This window comes from Bacillus sp. z50, from assembly GCF_058313585.1.
Genome location: NZ_JBZFQL010000002.1, coordinates 164,133 through 186,458 on the forward strand (window position 1 = coordinate 164,133; position 22,326 = coordinate 186,458).

The 22,326-nt window shown below is 35.6% G+C and carries 16 protein-coding genes and 1 pseudogene; 3 read left to right on the forward strand and 14 right to left on the reverse strand.

Annotated elements, in window-relative coordinates; genetic code table 11:
• The first annotated feature begins 118 nt into the window (after positions 1-118).
• Positions 119-1,492 (forward strand): MATE family efflux transporter, encoded by a 1,374-nt coding sequence (locus AC4G3N_RS06650; protein ID WP_225983684.1) that lies wholly within the window; start codon positions 119-121, stop codon positions 1,490-1,492.
• A gap of 65 nt (positions 1,493-1,557) precedes the next feature.
• Here AC4G3N_RS06650 and AC4G3N_RS06655 read toward each other — a convergent pair whose 3' ends face one another.
• The 9 genes and pseudogenes from AC4G3N_RS06655 to coaA form a co-directional block, all read right to left on the reverse strand.
• Complete coding sequence (locus AC4G3N_RS06655) at positions 1,558-3,630, reverse strand: catalase (protein ID WP_375138404.1); 2,073 nt, start codon at positions 3,628-3,630, stop codon at positions 1,558-1,560.
• A 320-nt stretch (positions 3,631-3,950) separates the two neighbouring features.
• The gene (locus AC4G3N_RS06660; protein ID WP_066099896.1) at positions 3,951-4,100 is read right to left on the reverse strand and encodes a YvrJ family protein; all 150 of its coding nucleotides are present in this window, start codon (positions 4,098-4,100) and stop codon (positions 3,951-3,953) included.
• A 74-nt stretch (positions 4,101-4,174) separates the two neighbouring features.
• Complete coding sequence (locus AC4G3N_RS06665) at positions 4,175-4,393, reverse strand: DUF2922 domain-containing protein (RefSeq protein ID WP_066099898.1); 219 nt, start codon at positions 4,391-4,393, stop codon at positions 4,175-4,177.
• A 42-nt stretch (positions 4,394-4,435) separates the two neighbouring features.
• Positions 4,436-4,648 carry a DUF1659 domain-containing protein gene (locus tag AC4G3N_RS06670; RefSeq protein ID WP_066099901.1) on the reverse strand — a complete coding sequence of 71 codons (213 nt, stop codon included), beginning with the start codon at positions 4,646-4,648 and terminating at the stop codon, positions 4,436-4,438.
• A 417-nt stretch (positions 4,649-5,065) separates the two neighbouring features.
• Positions 5,066-6,841, reverse strand: coding sequence for an ABC transporter ATP-binding protein (locus AC4G3N_RS06675; protein WP_491090082.1), 1,776 nt, complete (start codon positions 6,839-6,841; stop codon positions 5,066-5,068).
• Between the two features lie 35 nt (positions 6,842-6,876).
• A complete protein-coding gene (locus AC4G3N_RS06680) occupies positions 6,877-8,613 on the reverse strand; it encodes an ABC transporter ATP-binding protein (RefSeq protein ID WP_491089951.1) in 1,737 nt (578 codons plus the stop codon).
• Positions 8,614-8,984: 371 nt separating this feature from the next.
• A complete protein-coding gene (gene pssA / locus AC4G3N_RS06685) occupies positions 8,985-9,734 on the reverse strand; it encodes a CDP-diacylglycerol--serine O-phosphatidyltransferase (protein WP_066099906.1) in 750 nt (249 codons plus the stop codon).
• A 207-nt stretch (positions 9,735-9,941) separates the two neighbouring features.
• Positions 9,942-10,502, reverse strand: a pseudogene (gene maa, locus AC4G3N_RS06690) (maltose O-acetyltransferase).
• A 29-nt stretch (positions 10,503-10,531) separates the two neighbouring features.
• Positions 10,532-11,467 carry a type I pantothenate kinase gene (coaA, locus tag AC4G3N_RS06695; RefSeq protein WP_066099908.1) on the reverse strand — a complete coding sequence of 312 codons (936 nt, stop codon included), beginning with the start codon at positions 11,465-11,467 and terminating at the stop codon, positions 10,532-10,534.
• Between the two features lie 162 nt (positions 11,468-11,629).
• On the opposite strand from coaA, the gene AC4G3N_RS06700 reads away from it, so the two are divergent.
• Entirely contained in the window at positions 11,630-12,574 is a 945-nt protein-coding gene (locus tag AC4G3N_RS06700) for an ATP-grasp domain-containing protein (protein WP_066099910.1), read from the forward strand.
• Between the two features lie 226 nt (positions 12,575-12,800).
• On the opposite strand, the gene AC4G3N_RS06705 is transcribed toward AC4G3N_RS06700, so the two are convergent.
• Both AC4G3N_RS06705 and AC4G3N_RS06710 read right to left on the reverse strand, forming a co-directional pair.
• Complete coding sequence (locus AC4G3N_RS06705) at positions 12,801-15,107, reverse strand: SEL1-like repeat protein (RefSeq protein WP_139891155.1); 2,307 nt, start codon at positions 15,105-15,107, stop codon at positions 12,801-12,803.
• 37 nt (positions 15,108-15,144) lie between these two features.
• Complete coding sequence (locus AC4G3N_RS06710; RefSeq protein ID WP_066099917.1) at positions 15,145-16,896, reverse strand: Hsp70 family protein; 1,752 nt, start codon at positions 16,894-16,896, stop codon at positions 15,145-15,147.
• Between the two features lie 388 nt (positions 16,897-17,284).
• On the opposite strand from AC4G3N_RS06710, the gene AC4G3N_RS06715 reads away from it, so the two are divergent.
• The gene (locus tag AC4G3N_RS06715) at positions 17,285-17,542 is read left to right on the forward strand and encodes a hypothetical protein (RefSeq protein WP_491089952.1); all 258 of its coding nucleotides are present in this window, start codon (positions 17,285-17,287) and stop codon (positions 17,540-17,542) included.
• A gap of 113 nt (positions 17,543-17,655) precedes the next feature.
• On the opposite strand, the gene AC4G3N_RS06720 is transcribed toward AC4G3N_RS06715, so the two are convergent.
• The 3 genes from AC4G3N_RS06720 to AC4G3N_RS06730 form a co-directional block, all read right to left on the reverse strand.
• Positions 17,656-18,936: an ADP-ribosylglycohydrolase family protein gene (locus tag AC4G3N_RS06720; RefSeq protein ID WP_491089953.1), complete on the reverse strand. Its 1,281-nt coding sequence runs from the start codon at positions 18,934-18,936 to the stop codon at positions 17,656-17,658.
• 530 nt (positions 18,937-19,466) lie between these two features.
• Positions 19,467-20,321, reverse strand: coding sequence for a malate synthase (locus tag AC4G3N_RS06725; protein ID WP_066099925.1), 855 nt, complete (start codon positions 20,319-20,321; stop codon positions 19,467-19,469).
• A 754-nt stretch (positions 20,322-21,075) separates the two neighbouring features.
• Positions 21,076-22,266, reverse strand: coding sequence for an NRAMP family divalent metal transporter (locus AC4G3N_RS06730; protein WP_066099928.1), 1,191 nt, complete (start codon positions 22,264-22,266; stop codon positions 21,076-21,078).
• Between the last annotated feature and the right edge of the window lie 60 nt (positions 22,267-22,326).

Sequence of the window (22,326 nt, forward strand, 5' to 3'; positions counted from 1 at the left end):
AAAAGATACTTCCAAAAGATAAAACTCATGTTTTCATAATCTCTTCTATACATATAATGGTAAAGTATTATAGAATGATTTATTAGGTGTTTAATTTAAACTAAAGGAGTCAGACGGATTGGTAAATACAGAAAATTTAAAAAATCAATCGCTTTTTTCTATATCATGGCCTTTATTTATAGAGCTTAGCTTACATATAGCAATGGGGTTACTGGCTACATTGATGCTTGGACATTATTCTGACCTAGCTGCAGCAGGAGTAGGTGTCGCCAACCAATTAATAAGTATTTTTATCTTAGTTTTTAATGTCTCTTCTATTGGTGCGATGATCTTAATTGGACAAAGGATCGGGGCACAGCGTCTTGATAAAGCAAGACAATTATCAAGATCTGCATTTAGCATTAATGTATGGTTTGGTGTCCTCATATCTCTTATTGTAGTTATTTTCGGGCAGAGTTTATTGAATTTATTTGACATTAGCGGAGAGGTTTATGACTATGCTCTTCTATTCATAAGGATTGTTGGATTTTCTTTATTTCTTGAGTCAATTTCACTTGTTCTAAGCGCTATTCTCAGGAGCCATGGAAGAACAAAGGAACCTATGTATGTTTCACTCTTTATGAATATTATCAGTACACTAGGCTATGTCATTAGTATTTACGGAGTATTCAATCTTCCGATAACCGGTGTGACTGGTGTTTCATGGACGATGGTTATTGCTCGAAGTTTTGCAGTGGTCGCTTTAATAATGATCGTTGCCAAAGAGCTTGCATTGCGCTTCCGATTAAGTGATTTATTTCATATTAACACTGAAGACATGAAAAATCTTTTTCAAATAGGTATTCCCTCTGCCGGTGAAAATTTATCCTATCATTTTTCACAGCTGTTGGTAACTGCTTTCGTTGCCACCCTCGGTGATGCTTCATTAGTTGCACGTGTTTATTTAACGAATATTACAATGCTCTGTTATTTATTCAGCGTTGCGATTGGCGAGGGAACACAACTGTTGGTTGCAAGATATATAGGGGGCGGTCACTTTGATCAGGCCTTAAAAAGAGGAATGAAAACCGTAAAAATAGCTGTATTTGCCTCTACAGCTGTGTCACTGACATTTGCACTAATGGGAAATTCATTGATTGAGTTATTTACATCTAATGCGGCCATTTTAGCGATTGCTTTGCCTGTTCTCTGGGGAATTGCCTTTGTTGAACCTGGCAGAGCTGTCAACATTGTTTTAATGAGCTCATTAAAATCAGCAGGGGATGTTCGTTTCCCAGTCATTATCGGCATTTTATCTATGTGGACATTTACTGTAGGTTTCGGGTATTTGTTTGGCATTACATTCGGGCTTGGTTTACTCGGAATATGGATTGCTCAGGGAATTGACGAATGGTTCCGTGCAATCTTTGCAGTCAAACGCTGGCACAGCCGTCCATGGGAGAAAAAATTCGCTCATCAGACAAAAAAACAAGATCCTATTCATATTTCCTAACTGACAAAAAGCCTCTAAATCCGTTGTTGTGGATTAGAGGCTTTTTAATCAATATTTGAACTTTCTTATTGAATACGATCCCAGTGGCGATGCTTAGCAACCGCTTCAATAAACTGCTCAACTGACTTATTTATTGGTTCATCAGAAGCCGAGGTAATAATACCGGCAGCTCCATTAGATGTCCGGATAAATGGAGCAACCAAATCTGCAGCTTCTTTTGGGGCACCTATTGCTTTAAAGTGATTGAATGCATCCATTATAAACTCATTCACCTTGTTGATCGTTTTTAGAGCATCTACACTATGTTGACCCGAAGCAAGATAGACAGCATCATATAAAACTGAATCTGTTGTCAAAAACGTCTGGTCTACCTTTAACACAGCTCCATTAGCGCTAGTTATTTCTCCTTGGTTCTCAGAAACAATTTCAGCAATTAAACCAGCCTCCTCAAAGGCTACCAGCGCCTGTTTTAAATCAATTCCATCAAATCCATTATGGACAAGGACAGCAACCTTTCTTGTCGCGGCACCCATGGTTGTATTCAATTGACTGAGTGCAGGTGATGAATCAATTACTTTTGATTCTTTAACTTCAGTATTTGATGGTACCTCAAGACCTAAACCAATCGCAATTTGTTCAGCCAAATAATGATCCACATTCGCATACATATTAACAACTTGTTGTTGGATATCCTTACTTAGACATTTACCAAGCTCAAAGCGGAATGCATCGATGATATGTTGTTTTTCTACTGAAGACATGCTGTTCCAAAATAATTTAGCTTGGCTGTAGTGATCCTTAAAACTTTCACTTCTCTTCCGAACTTTAGATCCATCTACCTTTTCCTGATAATGCTCGAAACCGCCTTCTTCAGGAGAGGCCGGTGATGGAGAATTATTGGCTAACCCATTTTTATTGTAGCTAACCTGTCCTTTATCGATACGCATTTGATGATATCCGTCACGTTGGTGATTGTGTACGGGTGAAATCGGGCGGTTAATCGGAATTTGTTGGAAGTTCGGTCCCCCAAGCCTTAACAGCTGTGTATCCGTATAAGAGAATAGACGCCCCTGTAATAATGGATCATTGGTAAAATCAATTCCCGGTACAATATGACCAATATGGAATGCCGCCTGTTCCGTTTCCGCAAATACATTATCCACATTTTTATTAAGCGTCATTTTACCTATTTTCTGTACAGGTATGAGTTCTTCTGGCCACACTTTAGTAGGATCCAGTATATCGAAATCAAACTTAAATTCATCTTCTTCCTTAACTACCTGAATACCAAACTCATACTCTGGATAATTTCCCATTTCAATCGCTTCATATAAATCACGACGATGAAAATCAGGATCTTTACCTGCGATTTTTTGCGCTTCATCCCAGACAAGAGAATGGACCCCAAGTATTGGTTTCCAATGGAATTTAACAAAATGGGCTTCTCCTTGTTCATTTACAAGTCTAAATGTATGGACACCAAACCCTTCCATCATCCGATAGCTTCTAGGTATACCCCTATCAGAGTTCGTCCATAGAACCATATGTGCAGATTCAGTATTATTTACAACAAAATCATAAAAAGTATCGTGGGCTGTTGCTGCTTGAGGCATCTCATTGTGTGGCTCAGGCTTAAAGGAATGAACTAAATCTGGAAACTTAATCGCATCCTGAATGAAAAATACAGGAATATTATTTCCTACGAGATCAAAATTACCTTCATCCGTATAAAATTTGGTTGCAAATCCACGGGCATCCCTTACAGAATCAGCAGATCCCCTGGAGCCTGCCACAGTGGAAAATCGTACAAAGACTGGTGTTTTTTTAGATGGATCCTGCAAAAAACTTGCTTTGGTCAGCTTCGTCATTGGTTCATACACCTGAAAATAACCATGTGCACCAAAACCACGAGCGTGGACAATTCGTTCCGGAATTCTCTCATGGTCAAAATGCGTCATTTTTTCCCGAAAATGAAAATCCTCCATGAGAGTCGGTCCACGGTCACCCGCTTTTAAAGAATGTTCATCTTCAGAAACTCGTACACCATGATTGGTTGTTAATTTTTTTTCACTATTATCCACTCTAAAATCATCTAATTGCTTGTCTTTTTTGTTTTGAATATGGTTATCAGCCATCATCTCTACCTCATCTCTTTGTCTAATGGTTTCATATATACATAAACATATATAAAAATACACATTTTTCAAAAAATACCACTGATTCATTATTTTTAAACCTTAAAAAGTTAAAAGGAATTAATATAGAAATGTTAATTAGGTAGAAAATAAAACATATAGGATAAAACTAGAAAGCCGAAGCCAGAGAGCTGTATTGGTGTTGAAAGCGGTTGTTATTTCATACGTATCACTTGCACTTACTACACTGGCACTTAGTATTCGCAATGAGTGATGGCCCAATAAAAAAAGCTTGCCATTCTTACTGATGGCAAGCCTTATAATTATTTTTTGATCAGTTCACTAAGCATTAAAGGCAATGATTGTATGGAATTATTCAGCATCTCCAGCTTCCCTTCAATACGGTATAAAAGATAAACGGTTACCACAATAGGGAAACCCACATCTTTAATTAACGGAATTAAATCGTTCACGGATTGCCACCTCCTCGCTCAATCCTTAAAAAATGGCTAATCCAGCTTATTTGGATTAGCCATCTGTTCATCAATTACATAAATGAATATTCGGTTTTTGCTGTTTCAACTAACTGTGCTTCTTCTTTACTAACGTAAAAACCTGATTTTGTTAAGAATACTTTCGATTCAATAATGATATCCATTGCCTGTCTAACCGCTTCTTGGTCAACTGGCATTTTTGGGTTATCAATTGATAGTTTAGCAGTTTTACCTTCTTCTGTTAGAAAATATAATTCTAGAACATTTTCCATCTGTAGCCCCTCCTTTCTATCCGATATTCCCTTCTACCGATACTAGATTTGCCAAGTATCCAAGCGCCTTACTCCTGCTACTTCATGGACTTGAAGAGAGATAATCGCATTTGCACATCGTTTTAATGCTTCACCATCCGCCCCATTATTAATATTGGATAGTGTTCTTTTCTGGGTGATTGGTTCCCCTTGTGCATCGACCCCAACAACAAATTCAATTTGCAGCTTTGTTAACTCTAAGAATTGATTTTCCATGTTCTCACCTCCTTTTCACCTCTTATATATAAATAAAGAAACTAAAAAGGAGCATCTATAAAAATATTATTTCTCTATTCTTAGCTAGTTTGGTATTTCTCGGCAACCGATGTATTTTTCTCGATATCGTGCTGTTTATATAAATGCAATTTGTACTTTTTTGGAAGTGAAGTACAGTTTTATTCTTGGCAGAAATATCGCTGTACTGATGAATGTAAGTGTAAGACTGAAAACAAGATAGCATACATGCTTGGTGCGGGGCTTTAGCATCAGTTGAACCAATCCGCTTGTCTCCCACAATTCGTTATTGCTTCTCATTCGTTTAAAGTGAGGATTTTGGCTCCAGTTTGAACAAAAAAAAGAGCAACAGAAGTAAATCCATTGCTCTTCTTTAAAAAAGGATATTATTTAGTGAAATCAAATCGTGAATTGGCTTTCATATAGTCTGTGATAATACCCTTTATTTTGAATAAGCTCTTCATGGGTTCCATGTTCCACAATCAACCCATCATCGATGACATATATACAGTCAGCATTCTCGATTGTTTTTAAGCGGTGTGCAATTACAAAGGTTGTACGACCCTTAGTCAAATTTTTCATTCCGTTTTGAATGGCTATTTCTGTACGTGTATCAATACTCGAAGTGGCTTCATCCAATATTAAAATATCTGAATCTGCTAAAACCGCTCGTGCAATCGAGATTAATTGCCTTTGACCCTGGCTTAAGTTGATACCACCCGATGTGATGACTGTATTATATTGATTTGGCAAATGTTTAATAAACTGGTGTGCAGCAGCAATCTTAGCAGCTCGAATGACCTCCTCATCAGAGGCATCCAGTTTGCCATAACGGATATTCTCCATGATTGTTCCAGAAAACAAATATGTTTCCTGTAGAACGATTCCTATCCTTTTTCTTAAATCTTCGACTAAATAATCCTCTATTAATCTGTCATCAATCCAAATTTCACCGCTTAATCGATCATAGAATCTTGATAGCAGATTAATAATAGTCGTTTTTCCTGAACCGGTTTTACCTACCAATGCTATGGTTTGTCCGCTTTTAGCTTCTAAGGAAATACCTTTTATAATTTCCTTCTCTTTCTCATAGCCAAATCGAACACCTTTAAATAGGACATTCCCTTTTATAGAAGTCGCTGGTATTGCTCCCTTTTTATTCTTTAAATCAGGTACTTCATCCATTATCTCAAACACACGCTCAGCTCCTGCAATAGCAGATTGAATCGTATTCATCAAATTGGATAACTGATTGATCGGTCTGAAAAATAATCTTGAATACGTAACAAAAGCAGCGATTACACCTATTGTTGTCAGCCCATGCACCGACATGATAGCCCCAGTGCCAATGATCAAGCTAAGGCCGAGATTATTGATAAAGTTATTGACAGGTCCTAGAAAACCACCATATGTATCAGCCTGTATAGCCGATTCACGCAAGTCCTCATTGATCTTTTTAAACTCCTTGATGGTCTCCTGCTCTCGTCCAAAAAGAGTGATGACCTCTTTGCCGCTTATTGCTTCTTCTACATACCCATTCAGGTTACCTAAATTTTGCTGCCTCTTGGCATAATTACGGCTGCTCACTTGGATAATCTTTTTGGATGTAAAGATCATAAGGGGTATCACCAGAAATGAGACAATTGCCAACACCCAATTTAATGCAAACATGGCGATTGAGACACCAATGATTGTCAGTAAGGAAGAAAAAATTTGGACTACACTTTGGCTTAATGCATTATTTAAATTATCAATATCGTTGGTTACCCGGCTCATTAAATCGCCGGATGAGCGTTTATCAAAAAATCGGAGGCTTAATGTATGCAGGGTTGAAAATAATTCTTCTCTAATTGTCCGAATCGTTTTTAATGAAATATGTATCATCAAGTTTTGCTGGAGCCAGGTAAGAATCGCACCTGCTATATAAATAACAGCTAATAACAAAGTCATTCGAATAGAACCATCCACATCTTTAACAAGTACATATTCATCAATCGTGATTCCAATATAATAAGGACCAAGTAAACTGAATACAGTCGAAAATAGCACGCATATAATTGACGCATACAGTGTCAATTTTCGCCTTTTAAGATAAGACCATATTCTTAGAACCGTTTCCTTTTGATGTTTTGCCTTGCTTTTAGGCCCAAATGAATGTCTGTGACCTGGTCTCATATTCACTTGTTTCTGAGCTTGTGTTTGCTGGCTCATTAATGGCTCACCCCCTGCTCACTCTGTATAGAACATAATTCACGATAGAGTTCATTTTTTCGGTAAAGGTCATTATGGCTGCCAATTCCAGTTACTTTACCATCCTCAAGAACCAAAATTTGATCCGCATGTTTTAAAGATGAAAGCTTTGAGGAAATAATAATTTTAGTTGAATCCGGATATTTATTTATCAATACTTTTCGGATACGGCTTTCAGATATCGCATCCACAGCTGAAGTAGAATCATCCAATATAATAATGGATGGCTTCCGGATAAAAGCTCGGGCAATGGATATTCTTTGTCTTTGTCCACCTGACAGGTTAGTTGCCCCCTGAGTGAGTTCATAAGCATAATCCGGGTCTAATTGTTCTACAAATTGAAGGGCTTCAGCATTTTGAAGAGCTTCTGTCATGTCGCCCTTTGTTGCATTTTCATTACCCTGAGTTAAATTCTGGCTAATGGTTCCAGAAAACAACAATGCTTTCTGCGGTACAAACCCGATGGACTTTCGTAATTCTTGTATATCCATGTCTTTGATATCTATTCCATTCAACAAAATTTGTCCTTCATCCACGTCATAAAGTCTCGGTACTAATTTTACCAGTGTTGTCTTTCCGCTACCTGTTGTTCCAATGATTCCAAGTGTTTGTCCACTCGGTACACTAAAAGAAACATTAGAAAGAACTCTCTCCCCATTTTTGCTATAACTAAAGCTCACATTTTTGAATTCCAAAGTACCTTTATCCGGTATAGGTACAAACGGTTGTTCAGATTGTTTAATGTCTTGCTCTGTATTCAATACATCAACAATTCGCCCAGCAGATGGAAAGGCTCTAGTGATTTGCATAAGGACATTACTGCTTGTCATAAGAGAGTTCAAAATGATAGTTAAATAATTAATAAATGCGACAATTACTCCCACATTCAAGCTTCCGTTATCAACCTTTATTGCACCCATCCAAATAGCCGCAACTATTCCCATGTTAACGATAAACAATAGTATGGGCATTAAACCCATAATGACTTGATCAGCACGGATATTGACTGCTGTTAATTCTTTATTAACAATCTGAAATTGTTTTATTTCATGGTTCTGTGTGCCGAATGCTTTAATTACCCGGATTCCAGCAAGGTTTTCCTGTAATTTCGTATTGACACGATCAATTGCCTTCTGCACCAATTGAAAAAGATGACCGGCCTTCCATGTAAATAAAACGATTAATATCGTTAATAAAGGTACAACTGCCAGAAGAATTGGAAAAAGTTCTCTGGCAGTGAAAAATACAATAATAATACTGCCAATAAACATAATCGGGCCACGAACAAATATCCGTAAGGTCATCATAACAGCCTGCTGCACGGCTGTTATATCATTCGTCATGATGGTAATCAATTTTCCAGCACCGAATTTATCCGTATTTTCACCAGAAAAGTAATCAATCTTCTCGAAAACATCTCTGCGGAGCTCAGTTGAAAAATGAATCGCTGAACGCGTACTGAATATCGTACTTCCCATACCACCAAGCAGCCCTATAATTGCAGAGAACAGCATAAATATACTCATTGTTACTACATAACGACTATCACTCGAAGCAATCCCTTTATCAATAATATTTTGCATGATTGTCGGCTGAATCAGGTCCATAGTTACTTCCACAATCATACATAAGGGGCCAAGCAATACAATTAACTTGTATGACTTTAGATATTTGATTAATGCTAAAAAAGAATTCATAAAAATACCCACCTTCACTTATGCTGTCAAACAATCAATTTCATTTACTTAGGATAATAGCTAGAAATAGTTGCAGGATAGCTTATCTCGGATGTCTTAATTTTCAGACTCCATATCTAAATCTGAATCCTACCCTTTCTTTCCGATTGTTACATAGGATTCTTCCCCAGCTATCCATTTCTCAAAAATTAACCATAAATAAACACCCCAAAAGTCAGATTCGAAATCCAACATTTGGGGTGTGAAAAAGCTCAGAGGATCATAAAACGTTTGAATATGAGTCTTCTTATTTTTAAAACCTGAATGCCTTTTAACTTTCTATGTCATAGAAACCAAAAAGGAATATAAGGTGCAGTAGACTCAATAGATCATTATTTCTTTTTCATTCCTTTATTAATTTTCTTTTTTCTGACCCGAATCGTTCTCATTTTTTTCAGACGAAACTTAGGTGTCTTACCTTTTATGTATCTGGCAATGATAAAGATAATATAAATAGCAATGGCAACATAGAAAAATTCAGGAACACTTTTAAACCCTGACTTTGCAATAAGATAAAACATATACAATAGGAATAAAGTTATAATGACCGTATAATAATTTAATTTTACCTTTTTGAAGCTTGGGATTTTAATGGTACTGACCATCAAGATTGCCAAACTAAAGAATATAATGACAAATACGCTGACATGAATCCAGTTTTCAAATAGTACTAAAAAGGCAACAAGTCCCCCTGCAAATGTAATTGGGATTCCTTTAAAATGCTTTAATGATTCCTCAGTAGGCGTAATATTAAATCTTGCAAGTCGATAACATCCAAAAAGCGGGAACAAACCGGCAATCAAAAGACCATATTGTTCAAAATCGTATAAATATGTATAAGATGCTAAAAAGGCAGGCGCGACCCCAAATGATACAATATCAGCCAATGAATCAAGCTGTTTTCCCATATCATCGGCTACCCTTAAAATTCTTGCCATTCTTCCATCCAGCGCATCAAGCATCAATGCAATAAAAATGAGTATAGTCGCATTTCGCACATCCCCGCTGATAATGTAAGAAATGGACAGATAACCACAATAAAGATTTCCTAAAGTCAATAAATTTGGTATATGTTTCTTCATTCTTCACATCCTCAATTTTGTTCGTACTTCATTTGAAGTTATAAGTGCTATTATATCTTAAACTATTAATTAAATTTTATCAAAAGTACCCATATAATGTAATCAAAATAATCTCATTTTAACAATAAGTTCATTTATCAATGGAATAATAGCACCAAGGAATATTATTCTTCCTACACAACTCATTATGTAAATGGGAATAGAATCTTATTCTTTATCAATTCGTTTTATAATACGGGCCGGATTACCGCCAACAACCACATTATCTGGAATACCTTTCGTTACAACAGTTCCTGAGGCAACCACTACATTGTTTCCAATTGTCACCCCTGGATTAATAACCGCTCGGCCGCCAATCCAGACATTGTCACCGATTGTGACCGGCTTTCCATATTCATTTCCTGAATTTCATTCATCAGGGTTGAGCGGGTGTGTGGCTGTATAAATATGAACACCAGGGCAAGCATGCAATTTTGACCAATTTGAACTTCGCATGTATCTAAAATAACACAATCAAAATTGGCATAAAAGTTTTCACCAACATGAATATTGTACCCATAATCACACCTAAAAGTCGGTTCAATATAGCAATTTTTTTCGGTTGAACCGAGTAACTTTTTTAATAAAGCTGTTCGTTCTGCATAATCAGTTTCCATTGTCTGATTATATAGTCTCGTAAGCTTCCTGGCACGGAGACGTTCATTGGCGAGCTCTTCATCTTGGCCTATATAATTCTCCATTAATCATTTTCTGTTTCTCAGTTGCCATACTTCACCCGCTCCCCATAGTACATCCTTTTAAATCTTTCTCAGCTTCACTGAGGAAATAGAATGATCTGAATCCTTCTTAAGAATAATGTTCGCTCTCGTTTTAGTTGGAGCTATATTTAAATCCAAGTTGATTTTGTTAATGGTGTTCCATATATTTGTTGCAATTTCGTCTGCTTCTTCATCCGTCAAATCGGCATAGCGGTGGAAATAAGACTCCGGATTGGCGAAAGCGGTTTTACGAAGCGTTTTAAAACGTTCAACATACCAATTATAAATATTATTTTCAGTGGCATCGACATAGATGGAGATGTCGAAGAAGTCTGATACATAAACACTTGGGAAATGATCATCCTGTTTAGGAGTCTGCAGAACATTAATCCCTTCCACTATTACGATATCCGGTTGTTGAATGACAGTATATTGGTTAGGCATTATATCATAATATAGATGCGAATATATAGGTGCCTTCACTTTTGGATGTCCAGCTTTAATTCTAGATAAAACCTTGATTAATTCCTTCGTATTATAACTCTCAGGAAAGCCCTTTTTGTCCATTATTCCTCGTTCCTCCAGCACAGCATTAGGATAGAGGAATCCATCGGTTGTGATAATTTCTACCTGTGGAGTATTTGGCCATCGGGATAAAAGAGCCTGAATAATACGGGCTGTTGTACTTTTCCCTACAGCCACACTTCCTGCTACACCAATAACATATGGCACTTTTCTTGTAGTATTCCCAAAGAATGTGTCCGTGACCGTGTGCAGCATTTGTGATGAGTTCACATATAAATTTAATAAACGGGTTAACGGCAGATAAATAGTCGTAATTTCCTCAACAGAAAGCTTTTCATTAACACCTTGAAGTTCTTCTATTTCCGATTGAGTCAATGTCATTGGCGTATTAAATCGCAAGTTAGCCCAGTCTTTTTTTGAAAAATATCTGTATGGCGAAAAATTTGGCATGGTATCTCCCTTTTAATCTCTTTCTCAATCAACAGTATAAACTTTGCCAAACGGTTTTTCCACTGCAATAATTATTTTTCCTAAATTTCAACATTTGACCCAATTCCAAGTTAAATGGTATGATTTTCATAAATTGACGAAAACTAGAGGGAGATTTTCCTAATGACACATATACATATCATTCATGAAAATGATGACTGGACCAATCATTTAATTAATAGAATGGAAGAATTAAACCTTCCATACAAAAACTGGCATTTAGCTGAGGGCTTAGTCGATTTGACGGATACACCGCCAGATGGTATTTTTTACAACCGTATGAGTGCGTCATCCCACACACGCGGACACCGTTATGCACCTGAACTTGCTAGCGGAGTAATCAACTGGCTCGAACGTCATAATCGAAAAGTATTTAACGGTTCAAAGGCTTTAGGAATGGAAATCAGCAAAATCAATCAATATACAGCTCTTCAAGCTTCAGGTATCAAAACTCCTGCCACGATTGCAGCTGTCGGTCGGAGTAATATCATTTCTGCCGCTAAAAAACTTGGAATGACACCTTTTATTACTAAACACAACAGAGCTGGAAAAGGTCTTGGTGTGCAGCTATTTCAATCTGTAGAAGCCCTAGAGGAATACGTAAACAGCCCTCTTTTTGAAGAGCCAGTAGATGGGATCACACTCATACAGCAATATATCCTCTCTCCTGATTCTTCAATAACCCGTTGTGAATTTATTGGAGGAAAATTTCTTTATGCTGTTCGTGTTGATACATCAAAAGGTTTTGAATTATGTCCTGCCGATGCCTGCCAAATAGAGGATTTATTTTGCCCAGTTGGAGAACAAGAGGATATATCTCCGCAATTTAAAATTATTAAGGATTTCAATGATCCTATTATTGCGAAATACGAAGAATTTCTTACCTCAGCAAGTATTGACATTGCCGGAATTGAGTTTATCCGTGATCAGGATGGAATGATTTACACATATGATATCAATACAAATACAAACTATAATTCCGACGCCGAAGCTGAGGCAGGCCTATATGGAATGCTTGAGCTCGCAAAATTTTTGGGAGCCGAATTAGATAAAGCAAATAGGTCTTAATCTAGCCTGTAGTTTTAATATTCTTTACCTATAATCTTAAAGAACGAAAGACCTCCAATTGTTTTTACAATTGGAGGTCTGTTAATTATATAATGAAATTTATTTTCATATAGAGCTAACTATACCATTACCAATTAGATGGTATTAAAGTTAATTTAACGTATTATTTATTGAATCATTTCTTGTATTAATTAGCAAAACGACTAACCCAAGGTCAAAAAATAATTTATGGGTTCTTTGTCTCTATAAAAAGAGAGGTAAACGCGACTTGCAGCAATGTAGTAGCTATTGGCAAGTCCCCGTTATTTTCAGCCACTAATGCACAAGTTAATGAACCGTACAACAATAACACCGCAAATACATATACGGTTAACTTTCCATTAAATAACCGATTAATTATTTTTGTAGTATTAATTATTGATACGATTATCAACAAAAAAATACTTATCCCAATATACTTTAATACACTAAACTCTGTTAATACGTTTTCTGCAGACCACTGGATAGCATAATAGATACCTGATGCGAATAAATAAGTTTTTACTCCGTCAAAAATGATTGTTTTAACATTGACCTTAATTGCGTCATTTGGACTATGAACTTCCTTAATAATATATAGAGGAAACAACACTATTAAATATATTCCCACAGAAACCCAGTTTACTCCATAATTTAATAGGAGGGATAAAAATTCCGGGATTTCTCCAACGTCTGCTTCAGTTAACCAAGGTTTAATTAACCCCTCCGTGTAAAACAACAAGAAACAAACACATCCAAACAATAATATCGCTATGGTTAATATCCGCTTTTTATTTAAATATATATATTGTACAATCTTTGCCTGAAGTGTCCTTATATTATCAAACTTGATTAGTTGATTTAACCATGATGGATTTATATAGAAATACAAGCTTGTAAAGATCATCCATGCAAATAATATCCCAAAATAGATTAATACATTAGCTATATTAAAATCAGTTGGAAGAACTTCTTGTAAATAATACAAAGATACTAAACACAATAAAATATAAGAACCTGAAGTTATCCCAATCATTATAATTGGTCTATAAGTAATCTCTCGCTCTATTTTTCTTATTCTTCCTTTAGCCGTTTCATCACTTACTTTGTTGTAATGAACCAGTGCTTTTTTATAATTCTTAGTAGTGCCTTTCCCTTTATAATAACAGTCACCTAAATCTAAATGAGCTTGATTGTAAAAATCATTCGAAGCATGCAAATTATTGACAAATTCCTTTAAATGACTAAAACCAACTTGTTCATTTTTTACGCAACCCTCTCCACTGAAACACATCTGACTTATCCGATACAACGAATTTTTATTATTTCCTTTTTTAGAATTGTTTTTATTTATCGCCTCTTCATGTAATTTTATTGCCCTATTCAGATCCCTAGGAAGGCTATCTGTACCTGTATAATATAATTCAGCTAATTCATACAGTGCATAACTGTGATCAATAATATTAGATTCTTTAAAATGCTCAAAAGCTTTATCAAACTCTTTATTTTTTAATGCCTCACGACCACAATGATACTCATAATCTTTTATAGAAAGAACTTTTTGCAATGTTTGTTGAGTATCTTCCTCTCCAAAATCCTTATGCCCGACATTGGCGATATAATAATCCGTAACAGGAGAAATACCTTTAATGCCAAAATACTTGTGGTTTTTTAATAAAAACAAGATGAATTTTTTTTCATCGATACCTTCTTCTTTTACTTTCTCCAATAAAATATCTTTGAAATAAATGGTAGTAATATCCTTATCTTTTATATTCAGTAATAATTGGATAAACATTGAATATTTTAGAAAATGTTTATATTCCTCATAGTGATCTTTGAAATCATTTGTTAAGAACACTTCTTTTTCAAACTTTTTCAGGATATCCTTCTTATTAATATATTTTTTATAACTACTATCATTTGGGTGCTCATCATATATTTTTTGTAAATCATCTTGTTTTTGCTTGATTTTATTTTTGACTGTTTCATAGTTTGCTTTTTCATCAAATCCAAAAGCAGTAAATAAATTCACTTCTCCTAACTGTTTCAATTCATTTTCATAAATGGCTAGCTTATTAAGTAGATTCATTGATATGGCTTCATCTGGTCTTTCTTTAGCTTTAAATATCTCTTTGACTATTTTTTCAATTTCCGATTCATCTAGATATTGATGGTATTGTTTCTTTAAAGCTTCAAGATCCATATCCTCTTCATTAGATTCGATTAATCTAGTTTTTAGTTCCGATTGCTTCTCCTCTTTAATTTTCAAGTAATACCGTTGTCGTTCTGTCGGATTTTTTAAAATATCAAATTCATGTGCTTTCAATCTCTTTAAATTTTCAGACGCTTCATCGCTTTTCTTACCTAAATGTTTTAGCTTTAATTGCTTCCATCTGTTTTCCGTTTCTAAAAAAGCTTTATTTATTTGCTCTTCATACTCAGAAGTAGGATTTAATATCAGCGACTCATCCACTTTAAGTTTAAACAAATCAAAATAATTATCATTCGTCATATCAATCACCACATTCCAAGGTTGTATGATTTTCTTCTTAATTGAATGATTGGTGTTTATTACGTTCTATAGCTCGTTTTGTTTCCTCAGTGGATAAAGAGTTCGAAACATCAAAAGTACCATTATACATACTATTTGTTTCTTTATGAAAGGCACTAACTTCCAATAAACCAGCACTATTCATGCGAAGTGTGATCTCAATAGGTGTTCCCTTCGGCATGCTATTTGGAAACTCAAGTATTCCTGATCCAATTTTATTACCTTCTTCAAGTTCAGCCTTTGCACTCATAGTAAATGATTCATATACGTCAATATCCACTCCAACTTGCCCTTCATCCATCGTATAAAACATCAGGGTTTGTTTTTGTGGAAGTTCATCATTTCTTTTTATAAAATTAAAGATTACTAGTTTATCTCTGGAAGAGCTTTCATAGGCTGCTGTTCCGTATGTTCTTGGAGAAACATTTGTAAAAATCATGCCACGCGATTCTTGCTTTTGAACCATATGTCTTGGCAGTACATCTTCATACTGTTTGATTATGCTTTCATTTCCCTCCTGAATCGCTTCTTTCACAAAATCATAATCTTGCTCGCCAACTGATTTTTTTACCAATTGCCAGTCTTCTTCACTGAATTCCACATAATCATTGCTTGCACAAATGGCCGCTCCCTTTGCAACAGCCTCATCCAAGTCTGCTTCTTTTGCTTTAATACCATATTTACTCTGAATTAATTTTGATACTTGAGGCATTTTGGAAGAACCCCCGACTAATAATATGTCGGTAAGTTCTTCATGAAGATATTTATTTATTTCTTCATTCGTTATAGCTTCAATATCTTTTCCATATTTTTTCGCTGCAGCAATTTTCAAACATTTATCTGTATAACTAATACTTCTTTCTAATAGATCCTTCGTTTTTTCATCAAATTCGTTGCGTGTCATCGTAAAGTTTATTCGTCCTGAATCACCAATAATCATAATTGGTGCTGATTCTCTGTTGCTCAGAGTTATTTTAGTTTGTTCCGCCTTTAAAAATAACTCCTGTAAGATATCCAGGTTTTCTCTAGGGTCTTCACCCTTTTCTTCTATATATTTTTCAGCAAAATATTGAACAAGTGCATCATCCCAATCTTTCCCGCCTAATGTATGACTACCATCTGTACAAATAACTCGCGGAATACCATCGTGGACTTCAATAATCGTAACGTCAAATGTACCTCCGCCTAAATCATAAACCATAACGGTTTGTTCTTTACCCTTATTAACATGAGCATAATTTAATGCTGCAGCTGTAGGCTCTGGGATAATATTCATTACATTTAAACCTGCAATCTTGCCTGCAGCCTTAGTTGCCTCTCTTTCAGCCATACCAAAATAGGCAGGACAGGTAATCACCACATCCTTAATATCTGGATTTCCATCACTTAATTTCCCTATTTTCCTTAGCTCAGCATTAGCATCCTTGACTATTTTCGTAAGAATCTTTGCCGAAATCTCTTGTGGAGACATACTTATTCCATGAATTGTTCTCATAATTGGCGCCTTTGTTTCATCGTCTATTTTCCCCATATCACGCTTAATAAAGGCTACCGTATTATCCGGTTCAGATACCAAGCTTTGTTTTGCTACTTCTCCTACTACAATATTTTCCTGTGATTCAAAATAAACAACAGATGGTGTTGTAGCATTGCCTTCTGCATTTTTTAATACAATTGGATTTTGGTTTTCATCGATATACGCCACACATGAAAAAGTTGTTCCCAAGTCAATTCCTAGTCCTTTGACCATTTGCCCTCTCTCCTTCCCATTAGCTTGTTTTCGATTTTATAAGTCTATTTCTCTTAATAAGAGCATTTATTCTATATTAATATAATTTCTCTAAATTCTTATAATTAAACGTTAATTCAAGTTATTTAACGATTTTTTATACCTGATTGGTTGGTCAGATTAAAGTTTGTAATTATATAAAAGAGAAAAAGTGAATTAACAGCTAGGGTATCAAATATCGTATATTAATTTTTATAACGAATAAAAACACAAAGGCTTTACTGCCATTGTGCTCTTAGAATAATGGTTCAAACTTATGTATATGTTGTAATCAAGCACTTGAATTTGTTTATCCATCAAGCAACACTTATAATAAACCTGATTCTATACAAATAAAGGAGTTTCTATCGTGATTGAATTTTACAGCTGGCCCTTATTAAAAAATTATTTAATAACAGAATACGATTTTCAGGAGCACGGACTTGAAGAAGCATTCAGCACATTCGAAAGAAAGGTAATTTTAAAGCATGGATTAACAACTAGTGCTCAGCCTGCCATTTTTCCCTTTAATTGGTTAACAGAAGATGGAGTGGATGTGACACTTAACTTTGCCTTTATCTTTGATGAAGAGGAAGAAGAAAAAAAGTATGCGATTGTTATGTATTGATACATATACGTGAGGATTACGCCCAGATGATTATTTAAAATACTCTGGATATAATCCTTTATTAATTACACAATATTGGTACTTAACATTCTTCTTTCCGGATACTCACCAGTTTAACAAATTCCATTAATACCAGTAGAATTATTCTCATCAATCGTTTTCAACCTTTTTAGCCACTTCACCATGCATCCATTCTCAAAAAAGCTTAGCAGAGCCCCCTCACTGAATCGCTCCGCTCGAGTGGCACCCATAATGAGTGCAAGGATACATTGGGCATCGAGAGAATCCTCATCCGCATTACGCATTGCTTCCTGATTCCATTTAAGACCATTCCTCTCCAAAATATCACTGTAACTGGTCAAATTGTATTCCGGATGGGATTCGGAAAAGTGATAGAATTCCTTAACAAATAAATTTATAAGCTTTTTATACATGACATATGGCATTTGGATGGATTGCCCTAGTGTTTCATTATACTCTCGATCTATAAACCATTCACCAAAGGAATCCGTATCACAAATTTTAGGTATATATTTTGTTAGTACTGTGAACTTACCAGAGTGATGTTCGTTCTTATAAAGACACCAGTCATCGTAAATAGACTGCAGTTCATCATCCAAATAGGTTAATACCTTTTCCTTCAGGGTTTCAGGTACTCCGTAATACGCTTCCGCTATAGCGCCGGTAATGGCTGCCAGAGTATCACTATCTCCACCAATCGAAATGGCATTACGAATTGCATCTTCAAAGGACGTTGATTCTAAAAAAGCAACAATCGCTTGCGGAACGGTCTCTTGGCATATCTCATTAAACACGTATGTGTCTCGGATTTGATCAATTGAGAAATCTAAATGATAGTAATAACTATTAATCCTATTTTTAATTTCACTTTTGGTAAATCCACGTCTCGCCATAAATATGGCTAGAGCGGTAGCCTCAGCACCCTTTATTCCCTCTTCATGATTATGGGTTGTTCTGGTAACAATCTTAGATAAATCCTTTGCTTCATTCTCGGTTCTGGCTAAAAAACCTACAGGACTTATTCGCATCGCTGCCCCGTTTCCAAAACTGTTATAAGGTTCGGGATTATCACTGAAGACCCATTTCGCAAACATCCCACCAAACCCACAATTCGGATATTTACGCCCCAATTCTTGCATAAATGTAATCGACATACTCTCAAGCAGTGTCTCGTACTCACCGTCATAATCCCTTGCAGTGATAGAAGAGTGAATAGACCCTTCTGTCTCCATAAAAGCTTTAGCAATCGCAAGAGTCATAATGCTGTCGTCCGTTACTCGGCACTCTTCGGTAAACAACTCAAATTCCTTGCTACGATGATTATTAAATTCAAAACGAGATCCAACAACATCACCTATAATCGCACCAATCATAAATAATCCCTCTCTCTCATTACTCAACTCACTATTTCAAGGCTTAAAAAACTAAAGGAAATTTAGACAGACAACTGTAACAACCTTTAAGTCATTAGCATTACCTTGGTAATAAAAAATCAAATTTCTAATGTTCCAGCTTCTCTTACTGAGGTTTCATTGTTCACGAAAACAAATATAGTTTGCAAAAGAGCTATTCAAATTTTTAAATATATCTACACTTCAGTAACCACTCACAGTATAAAATTAATTATATATACGTCTCCACCAATATTTTAATATAACATCAAGTGGTTCATATACCTATAAATCAAAAATCAGATTTTTAATTTTACTTTTTCACACGGCATATAAAAAACCCTAATCTCCGCTCAGAGATTAGGGTACTTTCATTCGAATTAAAACTGTTTCAATCTGTGTCATTCACTCAACCTAGAGTATACTATATGTGTGTACACATGATCCTGTTGGTTTTAATGACATATGCTCGCTATTTTTTATTCGTCTTCAACTAATCTTTAGACTAGCGTCTAAGTACGCATTATAGCGCCATTAGGCTTTGGTATATCTTGTTCCATGATCTGATTCATTTTACAAAAATGATTAAAGAATTGCTGTGCAAGTTCTCGTTCATTCGGGTCACTTTTCAACGAAATGATAGCAAGTAAAATTTGAGCCATCCATAAATTATCGAAATAACGGTATTTACCTGTATTCCATGTCATTTTTTCTGGATTTTTCTCATTTACATAATATTCCCAGAAAGCCAACTGATCTGATTCCTCTTCTGTAAGTTGGATTCTGTATTTTGAATGAGCAGGAATAATTCCATCTTCACACATCTTTCCGACAAAATTTTCATGCACCATATAGACACCTAAGATACGTCTGTCTTTTTCAGACATATTGGAATCGACTGCAGTTAACAGGACAGCGCTATTTTGATGTAAACGGACTGGCTTGTTCGGATTTCCTTTGTTTTTACCGCTTTTTATTACACCCGAAAAAACCTTCCACTCTGAAAGAGAACTATTCTGTTCTTCTGTGTCACACCAAAAAACCATTTGTGATTCAGGATGTAGCTTATGATGCTTCATAAGTTTTTCGTGTTCTACGCGAAGTTCCTGTTTTTTTCGTTGTAGTTTTTTTTCTTCTTCCTTTTTCCATTCTTCCTCTTTTAGTTCGTCTTCCTTTTTTTGTATAATTTCTTCGAGTGACTTAGCATCACTTTTATCATGTAGTTTTAGATGCTCTCCAAAAACATCAGGGTAAACAAACATTTTATTTTCCGATTCGAAATTTATTTCAATTTTAGACTCATTATGCCCAACTATACTACCCGTTCCAAAACGTTTGTGTGTAACTTTCTTATTGATTAGATTCATTATTAAAGTCCTCCTTGTATATAAAAACTCGTTTACTAATAAAGTGAAACTTTGCTCGGTGAAGGTTTTCTTTCATCCCCTCCCGAGCATTCGTTGAACCAATCGGGTTCTTACCGACGCTTATCTCCGCCTTAACCGTGATTGCTTCTGCTTACGATTGAAGGCGGAGTCTTAGCACCAGTTTGAACGGGATAAATAGTTTATTGAAAATTTTATTCAACTTACTTACTTTAAAGCTTAAAAAACATCTGAATTTTCCTTCGTTTTATAAAAGTATATAAAAAAAAACGTATGCAAATTCTATCTGTAAAGAAAAGTCCAGCGGAATTTGAAATACGATAAAAAACAACTGTAAAACTATTATACCATTTTTTTGATATTTTTACAAATTAATTATTGACAAAACATTTTGTGTTGATGTAAAATGAAATTTTATTCCACGCACTTACGTATAATAACCATAAATTTAAGGTGTATAAAAAGGCGCAAAACTCTAAGGAAATCCGCTTAAATCACCGCTGATTACCGGTGATAAACAGGGGTGAATATAATATACAATAAGTTGATTCCTTTCCTGGAAAATTAACCGATGAATGAATCCGTGCCACGAACCATATATGCGAAACATTACATAAAAAGACCCTGATTTTCACAAAGATTATATGAACGAAATTAGGGTTTTGATTAAAATCTAGATGTTATAACTTCTCAATGGATTAAATGATATTGAGACTCATTAATCAAAGATTATTTACTAAAACAATTGTGACAAACCATTAATGAGTGAATAACCTCCCATTATCGCCATACCAATAACGATAACTACACCAAAAACAGTAAGCCATAAAGGCTGTTTATAGTCTCCTACTATTTTCTTCTTATAGGCTGCTATTAGCATAACACCAAGAGCCACAGGAAGAATCAAACCATTTAATGCCCCCACCAGCACGAGAATCTGTACAGGCTGGCCAATTGTCGCGAACACTGCCGTTGAAATAACGATAAAAGCAATGACAAACCATTTTTGATAACGATCAACAAAACTACTAAAGGTTTTGATAAAGGAAACCGATGTATATGCTGCACCTATAACTGAAGTAATGGCAGCAGCCCACATTATGACCCCAAACATTTTATATCCTACATTCCCTGCAGCTTGCTTAAAGACAGAGGCTGCCGGATTACCGGCATCCAAAACAAAGCCCTGTGAAACCACTCCCAATACTGCTAAAAACAAAAATATTCGCATGATGGATGCAATGCCAATGGCACTAACCGCACTCTTAGTAACTTGAGGTAAATTTTGTTTTCCAGTCAACCCGGCATCAATTAATCTGTGCCCACCCGCAAAAGTTATATAACCACCGACTGTTCCTCCAACCAATGTGACAATCGCCAGCAGATTAATCTCATCAGGCCACACTGTATGTACAAGAGCTTTGGCATAGGGAGGATTAGCTGTGAACATTACATAAACAGTAAGAAAAATCATAATAAAGCCCATAATTTGTACAAACCGATCCATTACTTTACCAGCCTCACGAACTAAGAATATTCCTACCGCAACTAATCCACTTAAAAGCGCACCCCATTTTGCATCGACCCCAGTGATTACATTGATACCGAGTCCTGCCCCCGCAATATTCCCAATATTAAATGCTAATCCCCCTAATACAATTAAAGTAGCTAAAAAATAACCTAATCCCGGTAGTAATTCATTCGCTATATCCTGCGCCCTCTTTTCTGATACAGCTATAATTCTCCAAATATTCACCTGTGCCCCAATATCTATAATAATGGATATCAAAATAACAAAGCCCATACTCGCCAATAGCTGTTCAGTAAATACAGACGTTTGTGTTAAAAATCCTGGGCCGATCGCTGATGTGGCCATTAAAAAGGCAGCCCCTACTAAAATACTCAAATGCGATTCTTTCTTTTTCATACGACTCCCTCATCCAGCTTTGGCTCATTAGTTAGAATAACAACCAGCTGTATTCAAATG

Bases quoted from the DNA above. Each gene is read 5' to 3' on its own strand.
- AC4G3N_RS06720 (WP_491089953.1), bottom strand. From the start codon at position 18,936: ATGATTGGTGCGATTATAGGTGATGTTGTTGGATCTCGTTTTGAATTT.
- AC4G3N_RS06655 (WP_375138404.1), bottom strand. From the start codon at position 3,630: ATGATGGCTGATAACCATATTCAAAACAAAAAAGACAAGCAATTAGAT.
- AC4G3N_RS06730 (WP_066099928.1), bottom strand. From the start codon at position 22,266: ATGAAAAAGAAAGAATCGCATTTGAGTATTTTAGTAGGGGCTGCCTTT.
- AC4G3N_RS06665 (WP_066099898.1), bottom strand. From the start codon at position 4,393: ATGGAAAATGTTCTAGAATTATATTTTCTAACAGAAGAAGGTAAAACT.
- AC4G3N_RS06700 (WP_066099910.1), top strand. From the start codon at position 11,630: ATGACACATATACATATCATTCATGAAAATGATGACTGGACCAATCAT.
- AC4G3N_RS06675 (WP_491090082.1), bottom strand. From the start codon at position 6,841: ATGAGACCAGGTCACAGACATTCATTTGGGCCTAAAAGCAAGGCAAAA.
- AC4G3N_RS06705 (WP_139891155.1), bottom strand. From the start codon at position 15,107: ATGACGAATGATAATTATTTTGATTTGTTTAAACTTAAAGTGGATGAG.
- AC4G3N_RS06670 (WP_066099901.1), bottom strand. From the start codon at position 4,648: ATGGAAAATCAATTCTTAGAGTTAACAAAGCTGCAAATTGAATTTGTT.
- AC4G3N_RS06710 (WP_066099917.1), bottom strand. From the start codon at position 16,896: ATGGTCAAAGGACTAGGAATTGACTTGGGAACAACTTTTTCATGTGTG.
- AC4G3N_RS06725 (WP_066099925.1), bottom strand. From the start codon at position 20,321: ATGAATCTAATCAATAAGAAAGTTACACACAAACGTTTTGGAACGGGT.
- AC4G3N_RS06680 (WP_491089951.1), bottom strand. From the start codon at position 8,613: ATGAATTCTTTTTTAGCATTAATCAAATATCTAAAGTCATACAAGTTA.
- pssA (WP_066099906.1), bottom strand. From the start codon at position 9,734: ATGAAGAAACATATACCAAATTTATTGACTTTAGGAAATCTTTATTGT.
- coaA (WP_066099908.1), bottom strand. From the start codon at position 11,467: ATGCCAAATTTTTCGCCATACAGATATTTTTCAAAAAAAGACTGGGCT.